The sequence below is a fragment of the Phycicoccus sp. Soil802 genome (assembly GCF_001429605.1).
Classification (GTDB): domain Bacteria; phylum Actinomycetota; class Actinomycetes; order Actinomycetales; family Dermatophilaceae; genus Pedococcus.
The window spans coordinates 492825-516908 of the sequence record NZ_LMSS01000001.1 but is presented as its reverse complement, the minus strand read 5'-3'; the positions used below and the strand labels follow the sequence as shown (position 1 = coordinate 516908).

Here is a 24084-nt window from a genome sequence, read left to right as displayed (position 1 = left end):
TGACGAAGGCCACGCCCTGGTGGGCGTGGCCTTCGTCGTGCTCATGGGTGGTCGCGGTGAGTCAGGCGGTGCGCTTGCGGCGCGGCTTCTCGCCCCGCGACTCCCGCAGGAGGGTCAGGCGCTCCTCGAGCAGCTCCTCCAGCTCCGGGATGGAGCGACGCTCGAGCAGCATGTCCCAGTGGGTGCGGACGTGCTTGACCTGCTTGGCCACGGGCTCGGGCCCGTCGACCAGCCGGGCCTCTTCGCCGCAGCGGCATTCCCATGTGGGCGGGATCTCGGCCTCGATGGAGAAGGGCAGCTCGGTGCGGTGGCCCAGGGGGCACACGTACGCGGTGATCTGGCGCTCGCTCGGAACGACGTGGTCGTCGGTCTCCAAGCTGTGCGAAACCATTCGGCTGCCCCGGAGGGTGCGTTCTGCCATGACGGGGTTCTCCCAACGTGCTTGGTACCCTGCCCGCTCGGGTGGGGGCGAAAGGGATTCGTTACTGCCAACGCCGCGGATGGGTTCAATGTTCCGAATCCGCGAGGTATGTACCCGTGATGACGAACCAACACGCCCCAGCGTTGGCCGATGTGACGCAAGTCACACCTCAGACCACGGCGGGCACCTCGTTGCCGGCGTCGACGATGCCTTGGCGCACGTCGACCTTGCGGAGCAGGAGGAAGCCCAGCACGAAGAAGACGATGAGCGCCACGATGGCCGGGCGGTAGGAGTCGGTCAGCTGGTGGACCAGTCCGAAGAGCAGCGTGCCGAACCACGACGTGCCGCGCTCCATGGCCTGGTAGAAGGCGAAGAACTCTGCCTCGCGGCTCTTGGGGACGAGCTGGCTGAACAGCGAGCGGCTGAGTGCCTGGCTGCCACCCAGGACGATGCCGATGAGCACGCCGAGGGCGACGAAGGGGATGAACGCCTTCTCCGGCACGAAGAACGCCGCGATGACGATGCCGGACCACGCGACGAGGGACCCGAGGATCGTGCGCCACGCGCCGTACCGCCGGGCGAACCGGCCGAACAGCAGGGCTCCTCCGAAGGCCACGAACTGCACCAGCAGGATGAGCGCGATGAGCTGCTCCTGGGCGAACTTGAGCTCCTCGGCGCCGTAGAGGCTGCTCGAGGAGATGACGGTCTGGATGCCGTCGTTGAAGAACAGGTAGGCGAGCAGGAACATCAGGGTGTGGGGGTAGGTCCGCAGGTCGCGGAACGTGTGGCCGAGCTGGGCATAGCTGCCCCGCACGATCCCGGCGGAGGGTTCCTCGACCCGGGCGATCTCGCCGCCACGCAGGTTCCACAGGCCACGCACCGGGATGAGCGTGAACAGGCCCCACCACAGGCCGGCTGACAGCATGCTGATCCGGACGGCCATGCCCTTGTCGACCCCGACCAGGTCGGGCTTGGAGACGATGACGAGGTTGATCGCGAGGAGCAGGCCACCTCCGAGGTAGCCCAGCGCCCAGCCCCGCGACGAGACGTCGTCACGCTCGTCGGGGGAGGCGATCCGGCAGAGGATCGCGTCGTAGACGACCAGCGACGAACCGAGCGCGATGGTGGCCAGGATCATCATCACCGACCCGAAGCGCCAGTTCTCGCCGCGGAGGAAGAACAGGAGCGAGGCGGCCACGGCCCCGGCCCAGGCGAAGCCCCCGAGCAGCCGCGCCGGACGCGGGGTGCGGTCGGCGATGGCCCCGACGAAGACGAGCAGGACCGCGCTGATGATCGTCGACAGCGTCACGGTGTAGGAGGCGACCGAACCCGGGTCGAGGGGTGCGGTCAGGACGAGCAGGAGACCACCCGCCCCGGCGACGGCCAACGGGATACCGGTCGGCAGCAGGGTCGGCCGGTTGCGGATCATCTGGACCACGGTGAGCACGAGGGCGGCGAGCCCCAGGAGCGTCAGCGCCAGCCCGACCTGCCAGACCCCGCTGGGCAGGTCGGCCGCGGCCGGGATGACGTGGAGGTCGACGTGGCAGGCCGCGTCGCTGTCCTGGCCCGGGCAGGCGGCCTCCTTGGCGACGGTGGTCAGGTAGGGCGCGAAGAGGACGGTCCCCACCGTCGTGACGAAGGCGGAGTTGGCCCAGTCGTACCAGTACCAGGCCCTGCGGTGAGCCTGGTGCTCGGACGTCGTCGACCGTGACGGTGCCGCCTCTGTTGTCATGCGTGAAGGGTGGCACAGCGGCCGGTCCGCCAGATGGGTATTCGTACCCAGAAGCGACGGCGAGTCGGGGTGGTGCGGTGACTAGCCGGCATACTCCCAGTGCCACGGCTCGGGCAGCGAGCCGGACGGCTCGGCCCAGTCAGGGTGGAACCACCCGTAGAGCGGGGCGTTCTGCTTCATCCAGAGGTGGGCGGGGGTGCCGAAGTTGTTGATCCCGCCGCACAGGTCCACGGCGCGACCCATGCCGTGCTCGCTGCGCCCGGGGGTGGCAGCCCACTTGCCCTTGACTGCCTTGACGGACACCTGCTCGGCGTAGGAGCGGTAGGAGTCGGTGACGCAGATGGGGGAGCCGGTGTCCTTCTGGTAGGCGATGCTCATGGCGTTGAACGCCGCTGCGGCGCCCGGGCGGAGGCTCTGGCCGGCGGCTCCGAACAGCGGGCACAGGGCGGCCACGGGGATCTTGCCGTTGGGGTACTCGCCCTCGTTGGTGCTGCACGCCTTCACCGAGCCGTCGGCGAGCACGCCGGGGACGACCAGCGCGGCGCGCAGTCGCTTCGTGGCCTCGATCGCGGCCGGGTCGCCGCTGCCCAGGAGCAGCCCGGCGACCGGTCCGGCCTTGGCGACCTGCTCGGCGTGCAGCTGCCGGGTGGCGTCGAGCTGGGCCTTCTGCTCCTTGACGACCACGTCGAGCTTCTTCTTCGCGTCGGCGGCTGCGGTGGCGGCCTCCGTCGCACGGGTGCTCGCCTCGACCGCCTTGAGCGCGATGGCGCGCTGCAGCTGGGTCTGGTTCTGGACGCGCTCGATCTGCCAGCTGCGCTGGTCACTGAGGTAGGAGAGCTGGGCGGCGGTGTCGCTCGCCTCCGCCGCCGGCTTGGCCAGCGTGTCGAGCAGCGTGCCCATGTCACTGATGCTGCCGCCCGTGCCGGCGTAGGCGAGGTAGGCCCACTGGCCCAGGGCCCGGCGGTCCTCGCCCAGTCGGGTGCTCAGCTGCTGGTAGAGCAGGACGTTGCGGTTGGCCTCCTCGCGGGCAGCGCGTTCGGCGTCCCGCGCGGCGGCGTACTTCTGCAGGAGCTCGTTGGCCTCGAGGGCGAGCCGGTCGAGCTTGGTGGCGGCCGCGGCGATCCCAGCGTTGGAGGCGGTCAGGTCCTCGGTGAGGGCGTCCGCCGCGGCGATCTGCGCGGCCAGCTCCGCCGGGCTGAGGGTGTTCTCGCCACCGGCGCCCGGGGTGGCCGTCGCGCCTGCGGAGGTGGTGCCGCTCCCGGTGGTCACGCTGCCGGTCGCGGGTGTGTGGCTTGCGACGGTGGACGCAGGGGGCGGGGTCGTTGTGGTGCTTGTGGACGATGTGACGGGTGGGGTCGTGTTCGAGGCGTAGGTCGGGGAGAAACCTGCCAGCGTCACCACAGCAAAAGCGCCTGCGACCACACTGGCTCGCATTCCGAGCCCGACCACGATTGCCACTCCCTCGTCCGCCACCCCCCTCGGGCGGCTCTGCTACCTCAACGCAGGGTAACCCCGGAAGGTCACGGTCCGTCTCCTGCTTTCGGCGGAGAACTCCTGGCCATCAGGCTGACCCGGTGCCCGGCAGGACCGAGCTGACCGACCTCCACGAACCCCCGTCGCCGGTGGAAGGCCAGGGAGGGCTCGTTCGGGGGGTCGACGTTGACCTCGAGGACCAAGCGGCCCCTGGGCTCCCCAGCCGCCTCGACCGCGTCGTAGACCGCGGAGGCCAGGCCCCGGCGCCGGAACCGGTCGTCGATGACGATCCGGTCGAGGTAGTCGAAGCGGTCACCGAACCGCTCCGTGAACCAGCGGTAGTTGTCGGAGTCGTAGTCGGTGCCCGGGCCGAACACGAGGACGAACCCCGCCGTCTCGCCGTCGCACTGGATGAGGTCTGCGCGGGTGGCCCAGCCACGCAGCCGCGCGAGGCGTGCGCCGTCCATGGGGGAGAGGAGCTCCACGTGGTCGGCGTTGAGCTGCAGCACGTCGGGTACGTCGGCGTCGGTCATCGGACGCAGCACGTCGTGGGCCTCCATGATCCGAGTCTGCCACCCATGACGTATGTCACTTCCGCGCAGGTCAGCCCCTGCATAGCCTCCGGGCGTCAGCGCGGTGACATTCCGGTCATCCCCGGCCACCGCGGTCTCCCCACCCCAACGCCAACCACAAGTTCCAGGAGCGTGCGTCCATGCCCATTTCCTCCCACAGCAGGCGGACGGGGGTGCTGGCCGGCTCCGCCGTGGTCGCGCTCGCCGCTGCCACGGTCGCCGGTGCCGGTGCGGCGAGTGCGCACGGGTCGCCCGGCCCCGACCACCGCCTGACCCCGCGCACCCACTTCACGATGGCGGCCGACGGGTCGAGCGGGACGCGGGTCGGGGGAGAGGGGATCCCCAACATCGACTCGGTCAAGAAGACGATCTACGCCTACTACGGCGACCCCACCGGCACCGGTCAGGCCAACCCCACCGACTCGCCCTACATCCGTGAGCTGAGCGCGATCATCGCCAAGGAGCGCCGTGCGCTGCCTCGGTTGCTGGCCGACGCCAAGCGTCACCACCAGCAGCCCGCGATCGTCTTCGACGCCGACGACACCACCCTCTGGACCTACCAGATGGAGGTCGGCGACATGAAGTTCGTCTTCACCCCCGCCGCCCAGGCGCCGTGGGTCGACGGCGAGCGCTTCCCGGCCACCCCGGGCATGGTCGACTTCGTCAACGACGCCCAGGCGATGGGCTTCACGATCTTCGGGCTGACCGGACGCAGCGACAGCCAGAAGACCCACACGGTCAACAACCTGGCCAAGGTCGGCTACACGGCCTTCACGTCCGACCACTACTTCACCAAGTACAACTCGGGCACCACGCCGCCGGCCTACCTCACCTGCGTCGCCGCCCCGACCTGCACCACCGTGGAGTACAAGGCCGGCACCCGCAAGCACATCGAGCAGGACCTCGGGTACGACATCGTCCTCAACGTCGGCGACCAGTTCTCCGACCTGCGGGGCGGGTATGCCGACCACAGCCTCAAGCTGCCCAACCCCACCTACTACCTGCCGTCGCCGGACCTGCCCGGGGTCGACGAGCCCTGGCTGGCTCCCCGGACCCACTTCACGATGGCTCCGGACGGGTCGAGCGGGCTGACCGCCGGGGGAGAGGGCATCCCCAACATCGACTCGGTGAAGAAGACGATCTACGCCTACTACGGCGACCCGACGGGCTCCGGCGCCGCCAACACCACCTCGTCGCCGTACATCTCGGAGCTGACCAAGATCGTGGGGCAGCAGCGCAGCCGGCTGCTGCAGACCTGCGCCACCGAGGCTCGTCGGGGTCAGCACCCGGCGGTCGTGCTCGACGCCGACGACACCACCCTGTGGGGCTACGAGATGGAAGTCGGGGCGATGAAGTTCGTCTTCAACCCGACCGTCCAGGACACCCAGTGGGTCCAGCCCCAGAGGTTCCTCGCCACGCCGGGGATGGTCTCGCTCGCCAACGATGCGTCGGCGGCCGGCTGCACCCTGGTCGGCCTGACCGGGCGCAACGACAACCAGAAGGCGGCGACGCTCGGCAACCTCGCCAAGGTCGGCTACACCGGGTTCACCTCCGACAACTACTTCACCAAGTGGGTCACCGGCACGACGCCGCCGGCGTACGTAACCCCGGCCGACTGCGTGAAGTACCCGACGTGCAGCACGGTCGAGTACAAGTCCACGGTGCGCAAGCACGTGGAGCGTGACCTCGGGTACGACGTGGTGGCCAACTTCGGCGACCAGTACAGCGACCTGGTCGGCGGCAGTGCCGACCGCGTGGTCAAGCTGCCGAACCCGATGTACTACCTGCCCTGAGCACGTCCACCGCCGTGCCCACCTCGACCGACCGGACGACCACCCAGCCCACCTTCGTCCGCTCCGACCACGTCATCCTCGGCGCCGGCGGGCTGGCCGTGCTCGCCGCGGCCGTGACGCGGTTCGCCGGCGGGGGAGCGGTGCTGCCCTTCGTGGCCTCAGCGGTCGCGGTGACCCTCCTGGCCTCGCTGGTGGGACGGTCGGTGGAGCAGCTCGGCGACCGGTTCGGCCCGGGGGCCACCGGCGTGCTGCAGTCGGCGCTGGGCAACCTGCCCGAGCTGTTCATCGCGTTGTTCGCGCTCAAGGCCGGGCTGGTCGGGGTGGTGCAGGCAGCCCTGATCGGCTCGATCCTGGCCAACCTGCTCCTCGTGCTCGGGCTGGCCTTCCTCGTCGGCGGGCTGAAGCACGGCACCCAGCAGCTCAACTCCGAGCGGGCTCGCAGCATCATCGTCCTGATGGTGCTCTCGGTGGCGGCGATGGTCGTGCCATCGCTGGCCCACTACGTCCACACCCCGGCCGCGGCGCACGAGAAGACGCTCTCCCTGATCGTGTCGGTCGTGCTGCTCGTGCTCTTCGCCCTCACCCTCCCCGCGTCGCTGCGGAAGCAGTCGGGTGGCGAGGCGGACCCGGGCGCTGGGCACGCCGAGGCGCCGCGGTGGCCGGTGTGGCTCGCGGTCGGCCTGCTCGCCGCCGCTGCGGCCGCCGCTGCCTTCGTCTCCGACTGGTTCGTCGTGGCGCTCGAGCCGGCCATGGACGCGCTCAACATCTCGGACGCCTTCGCAGGCCTGGTCATCGTCGCGATCGCCGGCAACGCGATCGAGAACGTCGTGGGGGTGCAGCTGGCTGCCCAGAACCGGTCCGAGTACGCGTTCTCGATCGTCATCAACTCCCCGATCCAGATCGCCCTCGTCCTCGCGCCGCTCCTCGTGGTCCTCTCCGCGGTCTTCGGGTTCGCGTCCCTCACCCTGGTCTTCGCGCCGATGCTGGTGGTGTCGGTCGTGATCGCCGTGATCCTCACGGCGTTCATCACCTTCGACGGTGAGTCCACCTGGATCGAGGGTGCCGCCCTGATCGCGGTGTATGCCGTGATCGCCACCTCGTTCTGGTGGGGCTGAGCTGCCCACAGGCCGAGTCGTCCACGGACCACGTTGTCCACAGACCGCGGGTAGCGACGGACTTGTCCCCAGGTCTTGGCTGTGGCGCTGGGAGAAGCGGGGGAGGGGCAGCACGGTTGACCCCATGGATGACTCCGGGGAGTGGACGAACGAGGTCAGGCTGGTCGGTCGGATCAGCGTGGACGTGCAGGAGCGCGAGCTGCCGAGCGGGGACCGGGTGGCCCAGCTGCGGGTGGTGGTACCGCGCTCGACGGACACCGGCGCCGGGCGCGTCGACGCCATCGACGTGGCGTGCTGGTCGGCGCGCACCCGGCGCAGCGCCCGCGGCCTGAAGGCGCAGGACCTCGTCGAGGTGGTCGGTGCCCTGCGGCGGCGGTTCTTCCGCACGGGCACGGTGACGGTCAGTCGCTACGAGGTGGAAGCGCTGTCGCTGAAGCGGATTCGTCCTGCGTCAGGAACTCCCAGGTCAGCCCGTGGGCGATGACGACCAGGCAGATGAGGGCGATGGCCGCGAGCTGGATCGGCGTCAGCCCGATCGAGCCAGCCAGCGACGGCACCAGCCCCAGCACGAGGATCGCGGTGTAGAGGACGACCACGACCCACCGGTGACGGCGGAACGGCCCCGGGTGGGGGACCCGACCGTCGAGCTGGATCAGGCGCCAGGTCGAGACGATCCCGACGACGGACACCAGCCCGAACGTGGTGCGCCACATGAACGGTCGGTCCGGAGCGACCTGGGCGAAGAGGCCCATCAGGGCCGGCAGGAGGAACGACAGGTAGATGCCACCGGCGAGCTTGCGCACCTCGGGCGTGGACAACAGCTGGGGCCGTCGCTCGAGCACGTTCCACCACAGTCCGACCAGCGTGAAGCAGCTGGCGGACAGGAAGGCATAGAAGCTCGACAGGTCCATGACGTCCTCTTGGCCAGACAGTCCGCCCATGGTCCCACCCGGCACCTCGTGGCACGATCGGTGTGTGACGACCCGTGTGCCCGCCGATGCCCCACGCCCCCAGCAGCTGCGTGACCTGGCGGTGCTGCGGCGGGTCCGCGACCGGATCGACCGGGAGTACGCGCAGCCGCTCGACGTCGAGGCCCTGGCCAGGGGTGCGCACATGTCGGCCGGACACCTGAGTCGTGAGTTCCGCAAGGCCTACGGCGAGTCGCCCTACGGCTATGTCATGACCCGGCGGATCGAGCGCGCGATGGCCCTGCTTCGTCGCGGCGACCTGAGCGTCACCGACGTGTGTTTCGCGGTCGGCTGCCAGTCGCTCGGCACCTTCAGCACCCGCTTCACGGAGCTGGTCGGGATGCCGCCGAGCACCTACCGACGCGAGGCGGCTGAGTCGGTCGCGGGGATCCCGTCCTGCGTGGCCAAACAGGTCACCCGACCGGTCAGGAATCGAGAAGCGCCAGCCGTCGAGCCACAGCTAGCGTGACCGCCATGGACATCACCATTCACTCGAGCTTCCTGCCGCACGACGACCCGGAGGCCGCGCTCGGCTTCTATCGCGACATCCTCGGGTTCGAGGTCCGCGGTGACGTCGGTTACCAGGGCATGCGGTGGATCACGGTCGGCCCGACCGGCCAGCCCGGCACGTCCATCGTGCTGCACCCGCCAGCCGTGGACCCCGGCATCACCGACGAGGAACGCCGGACGATCGTCGAGATGATGGCCAAGGGCACCTACGGCGGGATCCTGTTGGCCACGGCTGACCTGGACGACACGTTCGAGCGCGTCCAGGCCAGCGGCACCGAGGTCGTCCAGGAACCGACCGAACAGCCCTACGGGGTGCGCGACTGTGCGATCCGGGACCCCGCAGGCAACCTGATCCGGATCCAGGAGCGGCGCTGACGGCACGGCGGTTGCTGCGCTGTCTTGGGTTCACAGTAGAACGCCGATAATCGACATTATGTCAAGTAACTCCATCTTGCCCCTCCCCGCACACCCAGAGACGTGACGGTGCGCCCACCCCGGTCGAGCTGGGGTGGGCGCACCGACGGTCTGCTGGTCAGGCCGCAGGCTCCAGCGCCAGTGCCTCATTCGGCGCGACCACCCGCGTGCGGCGCCGTGGCCGTGTGACGGCCAGCACTAGGACCACCGCCACGGCGATCAGCGCCGCGGCGACGCCGAACCCTCGGTCAGCGCCGAGGACGAACAGGTCCTTGGCGTGGGCACTGGCCGACGGACCTGAGGCGGCTCCGGGGCCGGCAGTGGCGAACACCGTGACCAGGATCGCCAGGCCGACCGCTCCCCCGACCTGCTGGGTCACGTTGACCAGCCCAGAGGCCACCCCGGCTTCCTGGGGCGCCACGCGGGCCATCCCCGCGGCGGTGAGCGGCACGAAGGCCGTCCCGTTGCCGACGGCGAAGACCACCATGGAGCCGATCAGCTGCGGGTAGGTGGTGTCGACACCCAGGCGCGTGAGCATGACCAGGCCGATGGCCGACAGGACCATCCCCACGAGTATCACGCTCCGGCCCCCGAACCTCGGGACGAACACCCGGGTGGCCAGCTGGGAGCTCACGAAGACCGAGACCGGGAAGGGCACGAACGCCAGCCCGGTGCGCACCGGCGACCAACCCAGGACGAGCTGGAAGTACTGGCTGAGGAAGAAGAACGCGCCCATGCTCCCTGCCACCAACAACATCCGGGCCACGTAGGCGCTGGCCCGCTCGCGGTCGGCGAACAGGTGGAGCGGCGTGATGGGGTGCTCCACGGCGCGCTCGACGGCGACGAAGCCGGCCAGGAGGGCAACGGCGACGGCGAACGAGGCAAGCGCAGTGGCACTCCCCCAGCCGTCGGCGGCCGCCCGGATGAAGCCGTAGACCAACGCGGTCATCCCGGCCGTGGAGAGCAGGCTGCCGGCGTAGTCGATCCGGCCGTGGTGGGCGCGGGTGTTCGGCAGGGCGGTGCGGGACAGCGCGAGCACCACGAGGCCGATCGGGACGTTGACGAACATCACCCAGCGCCACGAGGCGTAGTTGGTGAGCAGTCCCCCGGCGATGAGGCCGATGGCTGCACCGCTCGCCGACACGATCGTGTAGTACCCGATCGCGCGGGTGCGGTCCTCGACGCGCGGGTAGAGACCCATCAGGATCGCCAGGGCGGACGGTGCCGCGAGGGCGGCGCCGACCCCTTGGGCGGCGCGGGCCAGGAACAGGTGGGCTCCCGCGTCGGCGAAACCGCCGATTAGTGAGGCGACGGTGAACAGCGCCATGCCGACGGCGAACACGGCACGGCGACCGAACAGGTCACCCGCGCGGGCGCCGAGCAGGAGCAGTCCCCCGAAGGCGAGGGTGTAGGCGTTGACGACCCAGGACAGGTTGGCCGGCTCGATGTGCAGCGCCTGCTGCATGTCGGGCAACGCGATGTTCACGATGGCTGCGTCGAGCACGATCATCATCTGGGTCGTCAGCACGACGGTGAGAGTGAGCCAGGTCCGGGCGGACGTGGCCGGGGCAACAGTGGAGCTCATGGATGGAGGTCCTTCCAGGCAGCGCGAGCTATGATGGCCTTGAAGCGGAGGATCCCTCCGCGTCGTTGCGAAGGATGGAAGCGGAGATTCACTCCGCTTCTGAAACTATACGGAGGATCCCTCCGGTTATGCAAGGTGGTGGCCTGGATGTCCCCTGACGAGGGCAAAGCGATGCGCGCGGACGCCGCCCGCAACCGGTCGCGACTCCTCGACGCCGCCACGGCCGCCTTTGCCGACCGCGGCGCGGACGCCTCGCTCGACGACATCGCCAAGGCCGCCGGCCTGGGCATCGGCACGCTCTACCGCCACTTCCCCACCCGCGAGGACCTCGTGCTCGCGGTCTACGGCGCGCAGATCGACGCCCTCGACCAGCGGTCGCGGGAGCTGGCCACCAGCGACGACCCCGGCGAGGCGCTGCGCGAGTGGATGCGCGGCTTCGTCGACTTCTACGCCGTCAAGCAGGGCATGGTGACGCTGCTGCGCACCATGATGAACGGCAGCCGGGCCGGCCAGTTCGAGCAGACCCGGGCCACCATGCGCGCGGCGGCCGAGCGGGTGCTGGTTCCCGCGACCGAGGCCGGCGTCATCCGCCAGGACGTCGCGGCTCCGGAGCTGATCCGGGCCCTGGGTGGCATCTGCCTCACCAGCGACCCCAAGAGCACGCCGCCGTCGTCCACCCTGGCCCTGGTCGACCTCGTCTATGACGGACTGCGGTTCGGCGCACCGGTCCCGGCCGTGTCCCGCTGACCATGGGCAGCGCCGACACCACGGCATACCAGCTGAACGACGGCACCACGCTGCCGGCGATCGGCTTCGGCACCTACCCGCTCACGGGCGAGGACGGCATCGTGGCGCTGGTCTCCGCGCTGCAGGCGGGCTACCGACTGCTCGACACGGCCGTCAACTACGGCAACGAGACCGAGGTCGGCGAGGCGCTGCGCCGCTCCGGCCTCCCGCGCGACGAGGTGGCCCTGACCACCAAGATCCCGGGTCGCTTCCACGCGAAAGAGCTGGCGCTGCAGTCACTTCGTGACTCGGCCGGTCGTTTCCAGGTGGAGCAGCTCGACGTGGCCCTGATCCACTGGCCCAACCCGAGCCAGGACCGCTACCCGCAGGCGTGGCAGGCCCTGGTCGAGGCCCAGCGCGACGGGCTGGTGCGCACCATCGGGGTCAGCAACTTCACGCCAGCGCACCTGCGGCGGATCATCGACGAGTCGGGCGTGACCCCGGCCGTCAACCAGATCGAGCTGCACCCCTACTTCCCGCAGCCCGAGATGCGAGCGGTCCACGAGGAGCTGGGGATCCGCACCCAGGCCTGGAGTCCCATGGGCAAGCGACAGGCGCCCTTCGACGAGCCCGCGGTGGCCGAGGCTGCCGCCGCCCACCAGGTCACGCCCGGGCAGGTCATCCTGCGCTGGCACGTCCAGCTCGGCTCCCTCGCCCTGCCCAAGTCGGCGACCCCAGAGCGTCAGCGGCAGAACCTCGACGTCTTCGGGTTCGAGCTGACCGAGCCCGAGATGGCGGCGATCACCGCGCTCGGTCGCCCCGACGGGCGGTTGTTCGGGGGCGACCCCGACACCCACGAGGAGATGTAGCCCTCACTCGAACGGCGACGGGTCTCCCGCACCGACTCGGGTGACCTCCGGAGTGCCGTCGGAGTAGTCGACCACCGTCGTGGGATCGGTGCCACACTCCCCCGCGTCGATGACCGCGTCGACCTGGTGGTCCAGCTCCTCCTTGACCAACCAGCCCTCGGTCATCGGCGCCGTCTCCTCGGGCAGGATCAGCGTGCTCGACAGCATCGGCTCCCCGAGCTCGGCCAGCAGCGCCTGCACCACGCGGTTGTCGGGGATCCTGACACCCACGGTCTTCTTCTTCGGGTGCAGCAGCCGGCGGGGCACGTCCTTGGTGGCCGGCAGGATGAACGTGTACGGACCCGGCGTGGCCGCCTTGATCGCGCGGAACACCCGGTTGTCGATGTGCACCAGCTGGCCGAGCTGGGCGAAGTCGGCACAGACGAGCGTGAAGTGGTGCTTGTCGTCGAGGTGCCGGATCCGCACGATCCGCTCCTTGCCCTCCTGGTTGCCCAGGGCGCAGCCCAGCGCGTAGCCGGAGTCGGTCGGGTACGCGACCAGCCCCCCGTCGCGGATCAGCTGGACCGCCTGGCCGATCGCCCGCGGCTGCGGGTCCACCGGGTGCACGTCGAGATAGCGGGCCATGCAGTGACTGTATGCCGCGTGGTCACGGCAGGTGCGCATGGCTGGGCCGCGGTGGTGACCCCACGGCATACGCGGGCCGGGAACGGACGGCTATGTTGTTCGGCGTGCGAGCACTCGTGAAGACCCACGCCGGCCCCGGACTGGAGATGGTGGACGTCCCCGAACCGCAACCCGGCCCCAACGACGTCAAGATCCGCGTCCTGCGGGCCGGCCTCTGCGGCACCGACCTCCACCTCGAGCAGTGGGACGACTGGGCGGCCTCGACCGTCAAGGCGCCGATGACCATCGGCCACGAGTTCTACGGCGAGGTGGTCGAGGTGGGCGAGGACGTCGACTCGGTGAAGGTCGGCCAGCGCGCCTCCGGCGAGGGGCACATCGTCTGCGGGACGTGTCGCAACTGCCGGGCCGGCCGACGTCACATGTGCATCCACACCAAGGGGATCGGGGTGAACCGGGACGGAGCCTTCGCCGACTTCGTCGTGATCCCTGCCTCGAACGTCTGGGTCCAGCCCGACGACCTCGACCCCGACCTCGGTGCGGTCTTCGACCCCCTGGGCAACGCCACCCACACGGCACTCTCGTTCCCGATGGCGGGCGAGGACGTCGTCATCACCGGAGCAGGACCGATCGGCGTGATGGCCGCCGCGCTGGCCCGCCACGTCGGGGCCCGGCACGTCGTCGTCACCGACCTCAGCGACTACCGCCTGGCGCTGGCCAAGGACGCCGGCGCGGACCTCGTCGTCAACGTGCGCACCTCAGACCTCGGAGAGGCGATGCAGACCCTAGGCATGAAGGAGGGCTTCGACGTCGGCCTGGAGATGTCCGGGGTGCCCAGCGCCGTGGAGGACATGCTCGCCCACATGAACCACGGCGGGCGGGTCGCCATGCTCGGCCTGCCCAAGGACCCCTTCCCCATCGACTGGGGCCGGGTCATCACGCACATGATCACGATCAAGGGCATCTACGGCCGCGAGATGTACGACACCTGGTACGCGATGAGCTCGATGCTCGGGAACTCACCCGTCCTGCGCGACCGGATCGCGTCGGTCATCACCCACCGCCTCCCTGCCGAGCAGTGGCCGGACGCCTTCGCCGCGGCCCGGTCAGGGCAGTGCGGCAAGGTCATCATGGATTGGAGCTGAGCGATGTACGGCACCGTCAAGGACGAGCTGGCCGCGACCCTGCGTGAGATCGAGGAAGCCGGCCTCTACAAGCGTGAGCGCGAGCTGTCCTCGCCGCAGTCGTCCCACATCACCACCGCCCGCGCCGATGGCGTCCGGGCGGAGGCGCTCAACTTCTGCGCCAACAACTACCTGGGTCTGGCCGACCACCCGGACGTCGAGGCCGCCGCGGCAAAGGCGTTGCAGGACTGGGGGTTCGGCATGGCGAGCGTGCGCTTCATCTGTGGCACGCAGGAGCTGCACAAGCAGCTGGAGGGGGCGCTGTCCGACTTCCTGCAGATGGAGGACACCATCCTCTACTCGTCCTGCTTCGACGCCAACGGTGGTGTGTTCGAGGTGCTGTTCGGGGCGGAGGACGCGATCATCTCGGACGAGCTGAACCACGCCTCGATCATCGACGGCATCCGGCTGTCCAAGGCCAGGCGGTTCCGCTACAAGAACGCGGACATGGCCGACCTGCGCACGCAGCTCGAGGCAGCCACGGAGGGCGGCGCGCGACGCAAGGTAGTCGTGACCGACGGGGTGTTCTCGATGGATGGGTTCCTGGCCCCGCTCGACCAGATCTGCGACCTCGCCGACGAGTTCGGGGCGATGGTGCTCGTCGACGACAGCCATGCCGTCGGGTTCGTGGGTGCTGGCGGTCGCGGGACCCCCGAACGGTTCGGGGTCATGGATCGGGTCGACATCGTCACCGGCACCCTGGGCAAGGCCCTCGGAGGCGCCTCCGGAGGCTATGTCAGTGCGCACCGCGAGATCGTCGACCTGCTCCGGCAGCGGTCCCGTCCCTACCTCTTCTCCAACGCGGTCGCCCCGAGCGTGGCAGCCGGCTCCCTCAAGGCCCTCGAGATCGCCGCCGGCTCGCAGGACGCGCGGGCCCGGCTGCAGGCCAACTCGGTGCTGTTCCGCGAGCTGATGACCGATGCCGGCTTCACGCTCCTGCCCGGCGAGCACGCCATCACCCCGGTCATGTTCCCCGGCGACGACGGCGCGCGGCTGGCCGCCCAGGTCGCCGACGCGATGCTCGAGCAGGGCGTCTACGTCATCGCGTTCTCGTATCCCGTGGTGCCCCAGGGCAAGGCGCGCATCCGCGTGCAGCTGTCCGCGGGCCACTCCGAGGACGACGTGCGGGCCTGCGTCGCCGCCTTCGTGGCCGCTCGCGACCGGGTCGCCTGAGGCGGGACCGTGGCCCGGCTCCTCTACTCCGCGATCGCCTCGCTCGATGGCTACACCGTCGATGCCTCAGGGAGCTTCGCCTGGGCAGTGCCGAGCGAGGAGGTGCACGCCTTCGTCAACGACCGTGAGCGCACCGTCGGCACCTATGTCTACGGCCGTCGCATGTGGGAGGTGATGCGCTACTGGGCGAGCGACGACAATGGGTCGGACCGATCCTCGGTGTCTGCCGACTACCGGCGGATCTGGCAGGCCGCCGACAAGGTCGTCGTCTCCAGCACCCTGACGGAGGTGGACAGCCCACGGACCGAGCTCGTGCACGACCTCGGCGCCGCCGGCCTCGCGCAGCGCAAGGCCACGTCGCCGGCCGACCTCGGCATCGGTGGCCCGACCCTGGCGGCCGAGGCCTTCCGGGCCGGCCTGGTCGACGAGGTCTCCCTCTACCTGCACCCGGTCTCGGTCGGTGGTGGAACTCCAGCCCTGCCCCGTGACGCCACCGTCGCCCTGCGGCTGGCCGAGCAGCACACCTTCGGCGACGGAGTGGTGTTCCTGCGCTACCTGGTCGACCGCCCCTAGTCCTGCGCCATCCCACTGACGATGGGGGTGCCCAGCACCACCGTGCGGGTGACCGTGCAGAGCCGGTCGTGGGACATCGCGATCGCCTTGGGCAGCATCTCCCGGGCTCGGTCACCGTCAGCGCCCTCGGGGTAGGTCACCGAGAACTCCACCCGGAGGTCGCCCATCCGGTTGCCGTCGTCGTCCCGCAGCTTCTCCCCCGCCCCCGTCACCGTGAATGACGTCGGCTGGACCCGCTTGGTCGTGATGAAGTCGACGTCGGTGGCACTGCAGCCGGCGATCGCGGCGAGCAACAGCTCCACGGGGGTGAAGTCGGTGGAGTCCCCTCCCCCGCCCAGGAGCATCGTGCCGCCCCTGGCGTTGGTGACCTCGTACAGCCCCTTCTCGACCCGGGTCATGCTGATCGAGCGGTGGCCGGTACCCGTGCCGCCGGTCTCTTCTGCCATCAGGCACCCCACTTCTGCGCCAGCGCGCGGACGACGGTGATGTTCCGGGCCGTCCCCGGGACACCAAGGATCTTCTCGATGCGCGCGCCGGTGAGCTTGGCCTCGTTGAACGGCACCGCGAACTCCATGAGGACATCCTTCCCGATGACGGTGGCGCGCTCGCGCGCGGCCTCCTGCGCGTGCAGCTCCTTGGTCGCGGCCGCGGACGGTGCGGTCGTGCAGAAGCTGACGTAGCGACTCGTCTCCCCCTTCACCTGCTCCGGTATGCCGTCCACCTCCTTGAGCAGGGCCGGCAGCTCGGCGGGCTTGCGGGCGATGGCCACGATGTCGAAGCCGGCATGGGCACTGAGGACCCGACCCACCTCGGTCTCGAGCTTCGGCACACTGCGCAGCGGCGAGGACACGAAGAAGTTGCCGGTCTGGATGTGGGACTCGACGTCACCGAAACCGTTGTCCGACAGGACTTCTCGCGCGTCGGCCATCTTCAGCTGGCGCTTCCCGACGTTGACCGCCCGCAGGAACACGATGTAGCCCGCCATCAGAGCACGACCTCTCCGGACCCCACGACGCGGACCAGCCCGCCGACCGTGACCGTCCCCTCCTCGGTCACGCCGAGCTCGAGGGACGAGGGCCGCGAGACCTGCTCCCCCTGGCTGACCGTCCAGCGACCCGACCGGCCCTGGGCCACCAACCACGCACCGAGGTTCGAGCATGCCGATCCCGTGGCAGGGTCCTCCGACACGGCCTGGCCGTCGCTGACCAGGGCCCTCGCCTCGATCCGCCCCTCCCCCGAGGGTGACCACACGTAGACGAGCGTCTCGCCACCTCTGGCGCCCATGCCGGCATACCCGCCGAGCAGCTCGGGCCTGGCTCGGGCGCGCCGCACTGCCTCGACGGAGGCGGCCTGGGCGATGACCTGGGAGGTGCCCACGCTGACCTGCTGCACGGGACCGACGAGGTCCTCGGGGTCCAGCCCGAGGGCCGCCGCGGCGTCGTCGACGGCCAGGTCTGCTTCCACGTGGCCGGAGTTGGCGGTGAGGGTCCACCGGTCTCCCTGCGCCGCCACGGGGACCACGCCGGCCGGCATCGACAGGCCGAGCCGGTCACCCAGCCCGTGGAGCTCGCGGGCGACGTGGGCGGTGCCGAGCGTCGGGTGCCCGGCGAAGGGCATCTCGAAGGACGTCGTGAAGATCCGGACCCCCGCGTCGGCGCCCGCTGCCGGGGCCACGAGGAACGTCGTCTCGGAGAGGTTGAACTGCCGTGCCAGCGCGAGCATCTGGCCGTCGGAGAGTGCCGAGCCGTCCTCGAAGACGCACAGTGGGTTCCCCGAGAACGGGTCGTCCGCGTGCGCGAAGACGTTGAGCAGCCGGTACCTCAAGCGCATGCGCCCACTCTGTCAGACTGGCGCCGTGACCTCGCCGCCCGCGACACCAGATGGCCGACTCGTGCTGCTGCGCCACGGCGAGACGGAGTGGTCGAGGTCGGGGAGGCACACCGGGCGCACCGACGTCCCGCTGACCGAGCACGGTGAGGAGCTCGCCCGTCAGGCCGGTCGGCTGGTCGCCGACTACGACTTCGTCCTCACCCTCAGCTCCTCGCTGCAGCGCGCGCGACGGACCGCTGAGCTCGCGGGACTGACGCCCGAGGTCGACGACGACCTCCTCGAGTGGGACTACGGCGGCTACGAAGGCCTGACCACGCCGCAGATCCGGGACGAGCTCGGCTACGACTGGACCGTGTTCCGTGACGGCGTGCCGCCGGGCGACACCCCCGGCGAGACCGTGGAGGAGGTGGCGGCCCGCGCCTCGCGCGTCGTCAAGCGCGCCCTCGCCGCGATGGCCGAAGGGGACGTCGCACTGGTCGGGCACGGCCACTGCCTGCGGGTCCTCACCAGCGTCTTCCTGCGCCAGGAGCCGCGCCTGGGCGCCCAGCTGCTGCTCGACGCGGGGTCGGTCAGCGTGCTGCAGTTCGAGCGCGAGCAGCCCGCGATCCGGGTCTGGAACCACGGGCCGGCCGTCACCGGCCACTGACCTGTGCCGGTCTAGGGCTTGGCCGTCATGAGCCTCGCCCGGCAGGCCAGCTGCAGGGTGAAGCGGTCGTCGGCGTCCGTCAGGTCGTAGGGCAGGCAGTCGGCAATCTGCCCCATCCGGTAGACCACTGCGTTGCGGTGCACGTTGAGTCGTGCGGCGGCACGCTTGAGGGAACCCCGCTCGTCGAGGTAGGCGTGCAGCGTCTCGACCGCCAGGGCGGACTTCTCAGGGCCCAGCGCGTCGAGCGGCGCCAGCAGGTCGCGCACCGTGTCGCGTGCGGTGTCGGTGGCCAGCCACTCCGCCAGCATCCGCCGCAGCCCCAGCGCGTCGAAGGTCGCGATGCTGACGGCGTCGTCCTTCAGCTGGGCGGACGCGAGGGCGATCCGCGCCTCCTCCACCGAGATCCGCAGGCCGCTGGCGCCGTCATGGGGGGTGCCGACCCCGACCCGGAACCGGTCGTCCGGAGCCCGGTCAAACACCTCGCGCAGCACCTCGTCGACCATGACCCGGCCGAGCGGCTCGCTGCGACGCCGAGGGTCCGCCCGAGTGGTCCGCACGAGGACCACCGAGACGTCGGGCCGGGCGACCGTCCAGGAGACGCGGGGGTCGCGGCCACGGCGGGCGATCACCTGGGCCACCTGCTGCTCCAAGGCGGCGAGGACCGCCTCGTCGGGCTCGCCGGAGGCGCCGTCCACAGTGACCCGCACGGCACAGTGCCACCCGTCCACCGCCAGCCCGGCGTCGACCGCGCGGCCGGCCACCGTCGCGAGGCTGGCCTGCGAGCACAGCAGCAGCTGGCCAAGGGCACTCGAGGCGGAGCGCACTGGCCGCATCACCGTGTGCTCGCGCTCGGTCAGCGCGGCGGACAGCGTGGCGGCGGCCAACCGGCAGGCCACCGTCGCCCGGGGGCTGTCCTCCGTCGAGACCACCGTGCCGGACGCGACGCCGTCGACGACGATCTCCGCTCCGACGCCCGTGACACCGAGGTCCTCGGACCCGAGCGCGAGAGTCACCCCTGTCAGCCGGGTCAGCTCCTCGATGATGGCGTCGACGGGCTGCGACTCGTCCGGCTCGAATGCTGCCGCGGCGGCGAGCCTGGCGAGGTCGGCCCGGGAGTCCCCGCTGACCACGGCGCCGATCCAGTCGAGCACCTGGAGCGGGTCGGCGGTGTCGGCCACTTCCAGCAGGGCCACCCGGCCACGCAACGCCAGGCTCTCGGCCGTGACCGACCGGCGGGTGGACGCCCGGACCACGAGCGCCGCCACCTCCATGGCGACCGCGTCGCGGACGAGCACGTCGAACCGGTAGCCGCTGGCCCCGCGTTCAGCGGCCCGGCTCAACACTGCCACGGCACCAGGGCGGAGCGCATCGCTGAAGGAGACGTCTTCGAGCAGGGTGGCCTGGTCGATCCCGCGAGGGCTGTCGGGCACCACCCGCGGGCTGAGCCAGGCTCCGGCGGGGCCTCGGAGCAGGTCCTCGACGCTCACGTCCACCTGCGACTCCTCGGTAATCTGTACTGCGGATCCAATGGCGTTCAAGACTCTGTATCCCTGGACCAAGAGTAACGCCGTCAACGTCACTAGCGTCGGGCACCATGATGATCGAGGCAACGGATGTAGAGGCCCTGGCCCGAGGGTGTGCGGTGCTGGGCACCGGCGGTGGCGGGGAGGTCGCGACGGACGCCCTCATCGCGCGGCAGGCGTTGCGCGACTTCGGCCCCGTCCGGCTGGTCACCCTGGACGACCTGCCCGACGACGGCATCCTCATGCCGGTCGGCGGCATCGGTGCGCCGTCGGTGGGAGCGGAGAAGCTCGGGTCCGGCCAAGAGGTGACCTACCTTCGGGACGCGGTGGAGCAGGCGCTGGGTGCGCCGGTGGTCGCGCTGATGGCCAGCGAGATCGGCGGCGGCAACGGCCTCTTCCCCTTGGCCGCCGCGGCCCGGACCGGTCTACCCGTGGTCGACGCCGACGCGATCGGCCGTGCCTTCCCCGAGGTGCACATGGTGTCGATGAACGTCGCGGGGCTGCAGCCGGAGCTCATCGTCGTGGCCGACGAGCGCCGCAACGTCGTGTTGCTGCGTCCCGTCGACGGGCGCTGGGCCGAACGGCTGGCGCGCGCGGCGGCGGAGGTCTTCGGCGGGGCAGCGGCAATGGCCGACTACGTCATGACGGTCGGGCAGGCCCGAGGCGCGGTCATCGAGGGGAGCGTGACGCGAGCCCTGCAGATCGGGCGCGCGGTGGACGGTGCGGCCGATCCGGTGGCAGCTCTGGTCGACGTCGTCGGCGCCATCCGGCTCGTGGAGGGAAAGGTGGTCGACGTCGAGCGGCACACCGCCGGTGGGTTCGTGCGCGGAAGCATCGTCGTGGAGGGCTACGGCGCCGACGCCGGCCGCTACGTGCGGGTCGAGGTGCAGAACGAGAACCTGGTGGCCCTCGAGGACGGCACCGTGCTCGCGATCGTGCCCGACCTGATCACGCTCGTGGACAGCCAGACCGCCGACGCGATCGCCACCGAGCGGGTGCGCTACGGCCAGCGGGTCGTGGTCATCGCCTTTCCCTCGGCGCCGATCTGGCGCACGGCGGCCGGGATCGAGATCGCCGGTCCGCGGGCCTTCGGCTACGACATCGACTTCGTCCCTGTGGAGGGTTCCCATGCCGCACACGCTTGATCTCCGCCTCGGTATCGACGTGGGCGGGACCCACACCGACGCCGTGGTCCTCGACCGTGACGACCAGGTCGTCGCGAAGACGAAACAGCCGACGTCGAAGGACGTCACCGCCGGCATCCGCGCCGCCATCGCAGCGGTGACTGCGCAGCCCGGGGTCGACCCACAGCGGATCAGCCACGTGATGCTCGGCACGACCCACGCCACCAACGCCGTCCTCGAGCGGCGCCGGTTGCACAGCGTCGCCGTGCTCCGGGTGGGCGCGCCGTCCACGCTGGGCGCACCGCCGTTCCTCGGCTGGCCCGAGGACCTCGTCCGCGCCGTGGGCGGCCACGCCGTCGTGGTCGAGGGGGGCTTCGAGTACGACGGCCGCGAGATCGTCCCGTTCGACGCGGGCACCACCAGGGTGTTCTTCGAGTCCGTGCGCGGTCTGGTCGACGCGGTGGCCATCTCTGCGGTCTTCTCCCCGATGTCGGCCCAGCACGAGCTCGCGGCCGCAGACATCGCCCGCGAGGTCCTCGGGGACGAGGTGGTGGTGTCCCTGTCCCACGAGATCGGCACGCTGGGACTGCTGCCCCGCGAGAACGCCACGGTGCTCAACGCAGCGCTGACGCGGGTGGCCCGCGAGGTGGCGAGCGCCCTGACCACGGCCCTGGCTGAGCACGAGATCGACGCCTCGGTGCTGTTCGCCCAGAACGACGGGACCTTGATGGGTCTCGAGTACGCCGTGCGTTTCCCCATCCTGACCATCGGCTCGGGCCCGGCCAACTCCATTCGTGGGGCGGCCTTCCTCACCGGGCTGACCGACGCCCTGGTCGCCGATGTCGGCGGCACCTCGACCGACTTCGGCATGCTCGTCAACGGCTTCCCCCGTGAGTCGGCGGCGAGCGTCGACATCGGAGGCGTGAGCACCAACTTCCGGATGCCGGATGTCCTGGCGATCGCGCTCGGCGGCGGAACGGTCGTGCACAGCAACTCCGACGGTGTGGGGATCGGCCCGGACAGCGTCGGCTACCGGCTGCCGCAGGAGGGGCTGGCGTTCGGGGGCGACACGCCCACGATGAGCGACGCGGCGGTGCTCGGCGGACGGGCCGCCTTCGGAACCACCACGGTCCCTGACGAGCACCGACCAACCCTGGCGGCCGCCCTCGCGGCCGCCGACGAGATGCTCGCGGACGCGGTCGACCGGATGAAGCTCGGCCGCGGCGACACCCCCCTCGTGGTGGTGGGCGGTGGCTCCGTGCTCATCCCGGAGTCGCTGGAGGGAGTGTCACGAATCCATCGTCCGGAGCACTACGACGTCGCCAACGCGATCGGCGCCGCCATCGCCCAGGTGAGTGGACGCTGGGACGAGGTGGTGTCGCTCTCGAACGGCCGGGCCGAGGCGATCTCCGCGGCGTCCGCGCAGGCGACCGCCCGCGCCATCCACGCCGGCGCCGACCCCGAGTTCGTCGAGGTGGTCGAGATCGACGAGATCCCCCTGGCCTACCTCACGGAGCCGGTTGCCCGGATCAGCGTCAAGGCCGTCGGTCCCCTGGGGCGGCAGTGATGACGACACCGAATCCCTCCCCACCCGTCTCACCACCACGGGGGCCCCACCCTCATCGAGCGTCAGGAGCAGCTGTCATGCGTACCGTCCTCACTGCGACCGCCTCTGCGGCGGTCCTGCTCCTCGCCGCGTGCACCGGCACTCCACCCCAGGGGCAGGCCAGCGGAAGCACCACGTTCACCTATGCCAACAACCTCGAGGTGATGACCGGCTGGGATCCAGCGACGGCCTACTCCAACGAGGTCATCGCGATGAACAACATCTACGAGCAGCTCACGAGGTACGACAGTGCATCGCGCACGGTCAAGCCCCTGCTCGCCGACTCGTGGACCTCCTCGCGGGATGGGCTGACCTGGACGTTCACGCTCCACCCCGGCGTCACGTTCAGCACCGGCAGACCGGCTGACGCGCGCGCGGCGAAGACCGCGATCGAGCGCACCATCAAGCTCGCCGGCGGCGCGTCCTACGAGTGGGACCCGGTCAAGACGGTCACGGCACCGAACGCCACCACGCTGGAGCTCCAGCTGAAGTACGCAGCCCCCATGGACCTCATCGCCTCCTCCGCCTACGGCGCGTTCATCTACGACACGGCGGCAGCGGCTCCCGCAGACCTGGCGGCCTGGTTCGAGGCCGGGCACACGGCAGGCACTGGACCCTACGTCGTCGAGGACTACCACAAGGGCCAGGAGAACGAGCTGGCCCTCAAGGCCAACCCCACGTACTGGCGAGGCTGGCAGGGTGAGCACTACGAGCAGCTGCGCTTCCGGGTCGTTCCCCAGGAGACCACCGCAGCACAGCTGCTCCAGAGCGGTCAGGTGAGCTTCGTCGGGCGCCTGTCGCCACCGCTGTTCCAGTCCCTGAAGTCGACCACGGGGGTCCACACGTCGATGCAGCCCTCGTTCGAGAACATGATCGCCATGTTCAACACCGCCAGCGGTCCCCTGGCGGACGTGCGGGTGCGTCGAGCGGTCGCCAAGGCCATCGACTACGAGGGCATCGTCACCGCGCTCAAGGGCAGCGTGGCCCCGGCGCAGGGGGTCGTCCCCGAGGGGTTGCTCGGCCACAGCCCAGAGGTCCGCCAGGTGACGGACCCGGCCGGCGCCAAGGAGCTGCTCCAGCAGGCCGGCTACGGCCCCGGGACCCGGCCCCTGTCCCTCGACCTCACCTATGCCTCGGGCACGCCTGAGCTGGCCACGACGGTGTCCCTCATCAAGTCGGACCTGGCGAAGGTCGGGATCACCCTGCGGGCACGCGGCCTGGCGTGGGAGACGCAGTGGGCCCTGGGCAAGTCCGCCGACCGGGCGAAGCGCCAGGACATCTTCCTCTTCTACTGGTACCCCGACTACGCGGACCCGTTCTCCTGGTTCGTCAACCTCTACCGGTCCGCACCTGCGGTGAGCTTCAACCTGGCGTACTGGAAGGACCCCGCGGCGGACGCCGCGATCGACCGCCTCCAGGCGCTGACGGCCACCGACCGCGACAAGGCGCAGGAGGAGTACCTGCGCCTGCAGAAGACGCTGCTCGACCAGGCCGTCTCCCCGGTCCTCGGAGTCGAGACCTACCACCGGGCGTACTCCTCGTCCGTCGGCGGCTACGTGGACAACCCGTCGTACGCCAACGTGGTGTTCGTCCACGACCTGGTCCCCCAGTCATGACGAGGGGGTG

The 24084-nt window shown here is 70.4% G+C and carries 25 protein-coding genes; 14 read left to right on the top strand and 11 right to left on the bottom strand.

The genetic code is table 11. The features are described from left to right. Window positions 1–61: 61 nt before the first annotated feature. The 4 genes from ASG91_RS02415 to ASG91_RS02400 all read right to left on the bottom strand — a co-directional run bounded on the left by ASG91_RS02415 (window position 62) and on the right by ASG91_RS02400 (window position 4186). Window positions 62–421: an RNA polymerase-binding protein RbpA gene (locus ASG91_RS02415; RefSeq protein WP_056920989.1), complete on the bottom strand. Its 360-nt coding sequence runs from the start codon at window positions 419–421 to the stop codon at window positions 62–64. Window positions 422–590: 169 nt separating this feature from the next. Further along, the gene (locus ASG91_RS02410) at window positions 591–2153 is read right to left on the bottom strand and encodes an MFS transporter (protein ID WP_056920988.1); all 1563 of its coding nucleotides are present in this window, start codon (window positions 2151–2153) and stop codon (window positions 591–593) included. Between the two features lie 81 nt (window positions 2154–2234). After that, window positions 2235–3422 carry a D-alanyl-D-alanine carboxypeptidase family protein gene (locus ASG91_RS02405; protein WP_056920987.1) on the bottom strand — a complete coding sequence of 396 codons (1188 nt, stop codon included), beginning with the start codon at window positions 3420–3422 and terminating at the stop codon, window positions 2235–2237. A 251-nt stretch (window positions 3423–3673) separates the two neighbouring features. After that, on the bottom strand, window positions 3674–4186 hold the full coding sequence (locus ASG91_RS02400) for a GNAT family N-acetyltransferase (protein WP_056920986.1): 513 nt from the start codon (window positions 4184–4186) through the stop codon (window positions 3674–3676). A gap of 152 nt (window positions 4187–4338) precedes the next feature. Between ASG91_RS02400 and ASG91_RS02395 the strand changes: the two genes are divergently transcribed. The 3 genes from ASG91_RS02395 to ASG91_RS20035 all read left to right on the top strand — a co-directional run bounded on the left by ASG91_RS02395 (window position 4339) and on the right by ASG91_RS20035 (window position 7590). Beyond that, window positions 4339–5991, top strand: coding sequence for an HAD family acid phosphatase (locus tag ASG91_RS02395; RefSeq protein WP_056920985.1), 1653 nt, complete (start codon window positions 4339–4341; stop codon window positions 5989–5991). Window positions 5992–6005: 14 nt separating this feature from the next. Continuing rightward, complete coding sequence (gene cax, locus ASG91_RS02390; protein ID WP_082593838.1) at window positions 6006–7106, top strand: calcium/proton exchanger; 1101 nt, start codon at window positions 6006–6008, stop codon at window positions 7104–7106. 124 nt (window positions 7107–7230) lie between these two features. Continuing rightward, window positions 7231–7590: a single-stranded DNA-binding protein gene (locus ASG91_RS20035; RefSeq protein ID WP_082593837.1), complete on the top strand. Its 360-nt coding sequence runs from the start codon at window positions 7231–7233 to the stop codon at window positions 7588–7590. Here the strand turns inward: ASG91_RS20035 and ASG91_RS02385 are convergent. Next, on the bottom strand, window positions 7508–8047 hold the full coding sequence (locus ASG91_RS02385) for a hypothetical protein (protein WP_235545326.1): 540 nt from the start codon (window positions 8045–8047) through the stop codon (window positions 7508–7510). The genes ASG91_RS20035 and ASG91_RS02385 overlap by 83 nt on opposite strands. A gap of 34 nt (window positions 8048–8081) precedes the next feature. On the opposite strand from ASG91_RS02385, the gene ASG91_RS02380 reads away from it, so the two are divergent. After that, window positions 8082–8543 carry a helix-turn-helix transcriptional regulator gene (locus ASG91_RS02380; RefSeq protein ID WP_056920983.1) on the top strand — a complete coding sequence of 154 codons (462 nt, stop codon included), beginning with the start codon at window positions 8082–8084 and terminating at the stop codon, window positions 8541–8543. Between the two features lie 5 nt (window positions 8544–8548). After that, window positions 8549–8959 (top strand): VOC family protein, encoded by a 411-nt coding sequence (locus tag ASG91_RS02375; protein ID WP_056921238.1) that lies wholly within the window; start codon window positions 8549–8551, stop codon window positions 8957–8959. A gap of 157 nt (window positions 8960–9116) precedes the next feature. Here the strand turns inward: ASG91_RS02375 and ASG91_RS02370 are convergent, their stop codons facing one another. Continuing rightward, window positions 9117–10583 carry an MFS transporter gene (locus ASG91_RS02370; RefSeq protein WP_056920982.1) on the bottom strand — a complete coding sequence of 489 codons (1467 nt, stop codon included), beginning with the start codon at window positions 10581–10583 and terminating at the stop codon, window positions 9117–9119. Between the two features lie 147 nt (window positions 10584–10730). On the opposite strand from ASG91_RS02370, the gene ASG91_RS02365 reads away from it, so the two are divergent. After that, entirely contained in the window at window positions 10731–11330 is a 600-nt protein-coding gene (locus ASG91_RS02365) for a TetR/AcrR family transcriptional regulator (protein WP_162257491.1), read from the top strand. Between the two features lie 2 nt (window positions 11331–11332). Next, window positions 11333–12178, top strand: a complete 846-nt coding sequence (locus ASG91_RS02360) for an aldo/keto reductase (RefSeq protein ID WP_056920980.1) — start codon at window positions 11333–11335, stop codon at window positions 12176–12178. Between the two features lie 3 nt (window positions 12179–12181). On the opposite strand, the gene ASG91_RS02355 is transcribed toward ASG91_RS02360, so the two are convergent. Continuing rightward, on the bottom strand, window positions 12182–12802 hold the full coding sequence (locus tag ASG91_RS02355; protein WP_056920979.1) for an L-threonylcarbamoyladenylate synthase: 621 nt from the start codon (window positions 12800–12802) through the stop codon (window positions 12182–12184). 104 nt (window positions 12803–12906) lie between these two features. Between ASG91_RS02355 and tdh the strand changes: the two genes are divergently transcribed. The 3 genes from tdh to ASG91_RS02340 are packed head-to-tail and all read left to right on the top strand — an operon-like array spanning window position 12907 to window position 15729. After that, window positions 12907–13944: an L-threonine 3-dehydrogenase gene (tdh, locus tag ASG91_RS02350; RefSeq protein WP_056921237.1), complete on the top strand. Its 1038-nt coding sequence runs from the start codon at window positions 12907–12909 to the stop codon at window positions 13942–13944. A 3-nt stretch (window positions 13945–13947) separates the two neighbouring features. Further along, window positions 13948–15156: a glycine C-acetyltransferase gene (locus ASG91_RS02345; RefSeq protein ID WP_056920978.1), complete on the top strand. Its 1209-nt coding sequence runs from the start codon at window positions 13948–13950 to the stop codon at window positions 15154–15156. A gap of 9 nt (window positions 15157–15165) precedes the next feature. After that, the gene (locus tag ASG91_RS02340) at window positions 15166–15729 is read left to right on the top strand and encodes a dihydrofolate reductase family protein (RefSeq protein WP_056920977.1); all 564 of its coding nucleotides are present in this window, start codon (window positions 15166–15168) and stop codon (window positions 15727–15729) included. Here ASG91_RS02340 and ASG91_RS02335 read toward each other — a convergent pair. The 3 genes from ASG91_RS02335 to ASG91_RS02325 are packed head-to-tail and all read right to left on the bottom strand — an operon-like array spanning window position 15726 to window position 17559. Continuing rightward, entirely contained in the window at window positions 15726–16175 is a 450-nt protein-coding gene (locus ASG91_RS02335; RefSeq protein ID WP_056920976.1) for an OsmC family protein, read from the bottom strand. The genes ASG91_RS02340 and ASG91_RS02335 overlap by 4 nt on opposite strands. Continuing rightward, window positions 16175–16714, bottom strand: a complete 540-nt coding sequence (locus ASG91_RS02330; RefSeq protein ID WP_056920975.1) for a DUF1697 domain-containing protein — start codon at window positions 16712–16714, stop codon at window positions 16175–16177. The genes ASG91_RS02335 and ASG91_RS02330 overlap by 1 nt, the downstream gene beginning before the upstream one ends. Then, window positions 16714–17559, bottom strand: a complete 846-nt coding sequence (locus ASG91_RS02325; protein WP_056920974.1) for a PhzF family phenazine biosynthesis protein — start codon at window positions 17557–17559, stop codon at window positions 16714–16716. Before ASG91_RS02325 ends, ASG91_RS02330 begins: the two co-directional genes overlap by 1 nt. A gap of 25 nt (window positions 17560–17584) precedes the next feature. On the opposite strand from ASG91_RS02325, the gene ASG91_RS02320 reads away from it, so the two are divergent. Next, window positions 17585–18205, top strand: a complete 621-nt coding sequence (locus ASG91_RS02320; RefSeq protein WP_235545325.1) for a histidine phosphatase family protein — start codon at window positions 17585–17587, stop codon at window positions 18203–18205. Window positions 18206–18216: 11 nt separating this feature from the next. Here the strand turns inward: ASG91_RS02320 and ASG91_RS02315 are convergent, their stop codons facing one another. Next, window positions 18217–19698 carry a CdaR family transcriptional regulator gene (locus ASG91_RS02315; protein ID WP_056920972.1) on the bottom strand — a complete coding sequence of 494 codons (1482 nt, stop codon included), beginning with the start codon at window positions 19696–19698 and terminating at the stop codon, window positions 18217–18219. Between the two features lie 101 nt (window positions 19699–19799). Here ASG91_RS02315 and ASG91_RS02310 point away from each other — a divergent pair, with 101 nt between their 5' ends. From ASG91_RS02310 to ASG91_RS02300, 3 genes are all read left to right on the top strand, one after another. Then, window positions 19800–20873: a DUF917 domain-containing protein gene (locus ASG91_RS02310; RefSeq protein WP_200961204.1), complete on the top strand. Its 1074-nt coding sequence runs from the start codon at window positions 19800–19802 to the stop codon at window positions 20871–20873. Then, window positions 20857–22419, top strand: a complete 1563-nt coding sequence (locus tag ASG91_RS02305; RefSeq protein WP_056920971.1) for a hydantoinase/oxoprolinase N-terminal domain-containing protein — start codon at window positions 20857–20859, stop codon at window positions 22417–22419. Before ASG91_RS02310 ends, ASG91_RS02305 begins: the two co-directional genes overlap by 17 nt. Before the next feature lie 77 nt (window positions 22420–22496). Then, window positions 22497–24074, top strand: a complete 1578-nt coding sequence (locus tag ASG91_RS02300; protein ID WP_056920970.1) for an ABC transporter substrate-binding protein — start codon at window positions 22497–22499, stop codon at window positions 24072–24074. Window positions 24075–24084 lie beyond the last annotated feature (10 nt).

Coding starts and splice junctions, on each gene's coding strand:
- ASG91_RS02415 (WP_056920989.1), bottom strand. CDS start 421: ATGGCAGAACGCACCCTCCGGGGCAGCCGAATGGTTTCGCACAGCTTG.
- ASG91_RS02410 (WP_056920988.1), bottom strand. CDS start 2,153: ATGACAACAGAGGCGGCACCGTCACGGTCGACGACGTCCGAGCACCAG.
- ASG91_RS02400 (WP_056920986.1), bottom strand. CDS start 4,186: ATGGAGGCCCACGACGTGCTGCGTCCGATGACCGACGCCGACGTACCC.
- ASG91_RS02395 (WP_056920985.1), top strand. CDS start 4,339: ATGCCCATTTCCTCCCACAGCAGGCGGACGGGGGTGCTGGCCGGCTCC.
- ASG91_RS20035 (WP_082593837.1), top strand. CDS start 7,231: ATGGATGACTCCGGGGAGTGGACGAACGAGGTCAGGCTGGTCGGTCGG.
- ASG91_RS02385 (WP_235545326.1), bottom strand. CDS start 8,047: ATGGGCGGACTGTCTGGCCAAGAGGACGTCATGGACCTGTCGAGCTTC.
- ASG91_RS02375 (WP_056921238.1), top strand. CDS start 8,549: ATGGACATCACCATTCACTCGAGCTTCCTGCCGCACGACGACCCGGAG.
- ASG91_RS02370 (WP_056920982.1), bottom strand. CDS start 10,583: ATGAGCTCCACTGTTGCCCCGGCCACGTCCGCCCGGACCTGGCTCACT.
- ASG91_RS02365 (WP_162257491.1), top strand. CDS start 10,731: ATGTCCCCTGACGAGGGCAAAGCGATGCGCGCGGACGCCGCCCGCAAC.
- ASG91_RS02360 (WP_056920980.1), top strand. CDS start 11,333: ATGGGCAGCGCCGACACCACGGCATACCAGCTGAACGACGGCACCACG.
- ASG91_RS02355 (WP_056920979.1), bottom strand. CDS start 12,802: ATGGCCCGCTATCTCGACGTGCACCCGGTGGACCCGCAGCCGCGGGCG.
- ASG91_RS02345 (WP_056920978.1), top strand. CDS start 13,948: ATGTACGGCACCGTCAAGGACGAGCTGGCCGCGACCCTGCGTGAGATC.
- ASG91_RS02335 (WP_056920976.1), bottom strand. CDS start 16,175: ATGGCAGAAGAGACCGGCGGCACGGGTACCGGCCACCGCTCGATCAGC.
- ASG91_RS02330 (WP_056920975.1), bottom strand. CDS start 16,714: ATGGCGGGCTACATCGTGTTCCTGCGGGCGGTCAACGTCGGGAAGCGC.
- ASG91_RS02325 (WP_056920974.1), bottom strand. CDS start 17,559: ATGCGCTTGAGGTACCGGCTGCTCAACGTCTTCGCGCACGCGGACGAC.
- ASG91_RS02310 (WP_200961204.1), top strand. CDS start 19,800: ATGATGATCGAGGCAACGGATGTAGAGGCCCTGGCCCGAGGGTGTGCG.
- ASG91_RS02305 (WP_056920971.1), top strand. CDS start 20,857: ATGCCGCACACGCTTGATCTCCGCCTCGGTATCGACGTGGGCGGGACC.
- ASG91_RS02300 (WP_056920970.1), top strand. CDS start 22,497: ATGCGTACCGTCCTCACTGCGACCGCCTCTGCGGCGGTCCTGCTCCTC.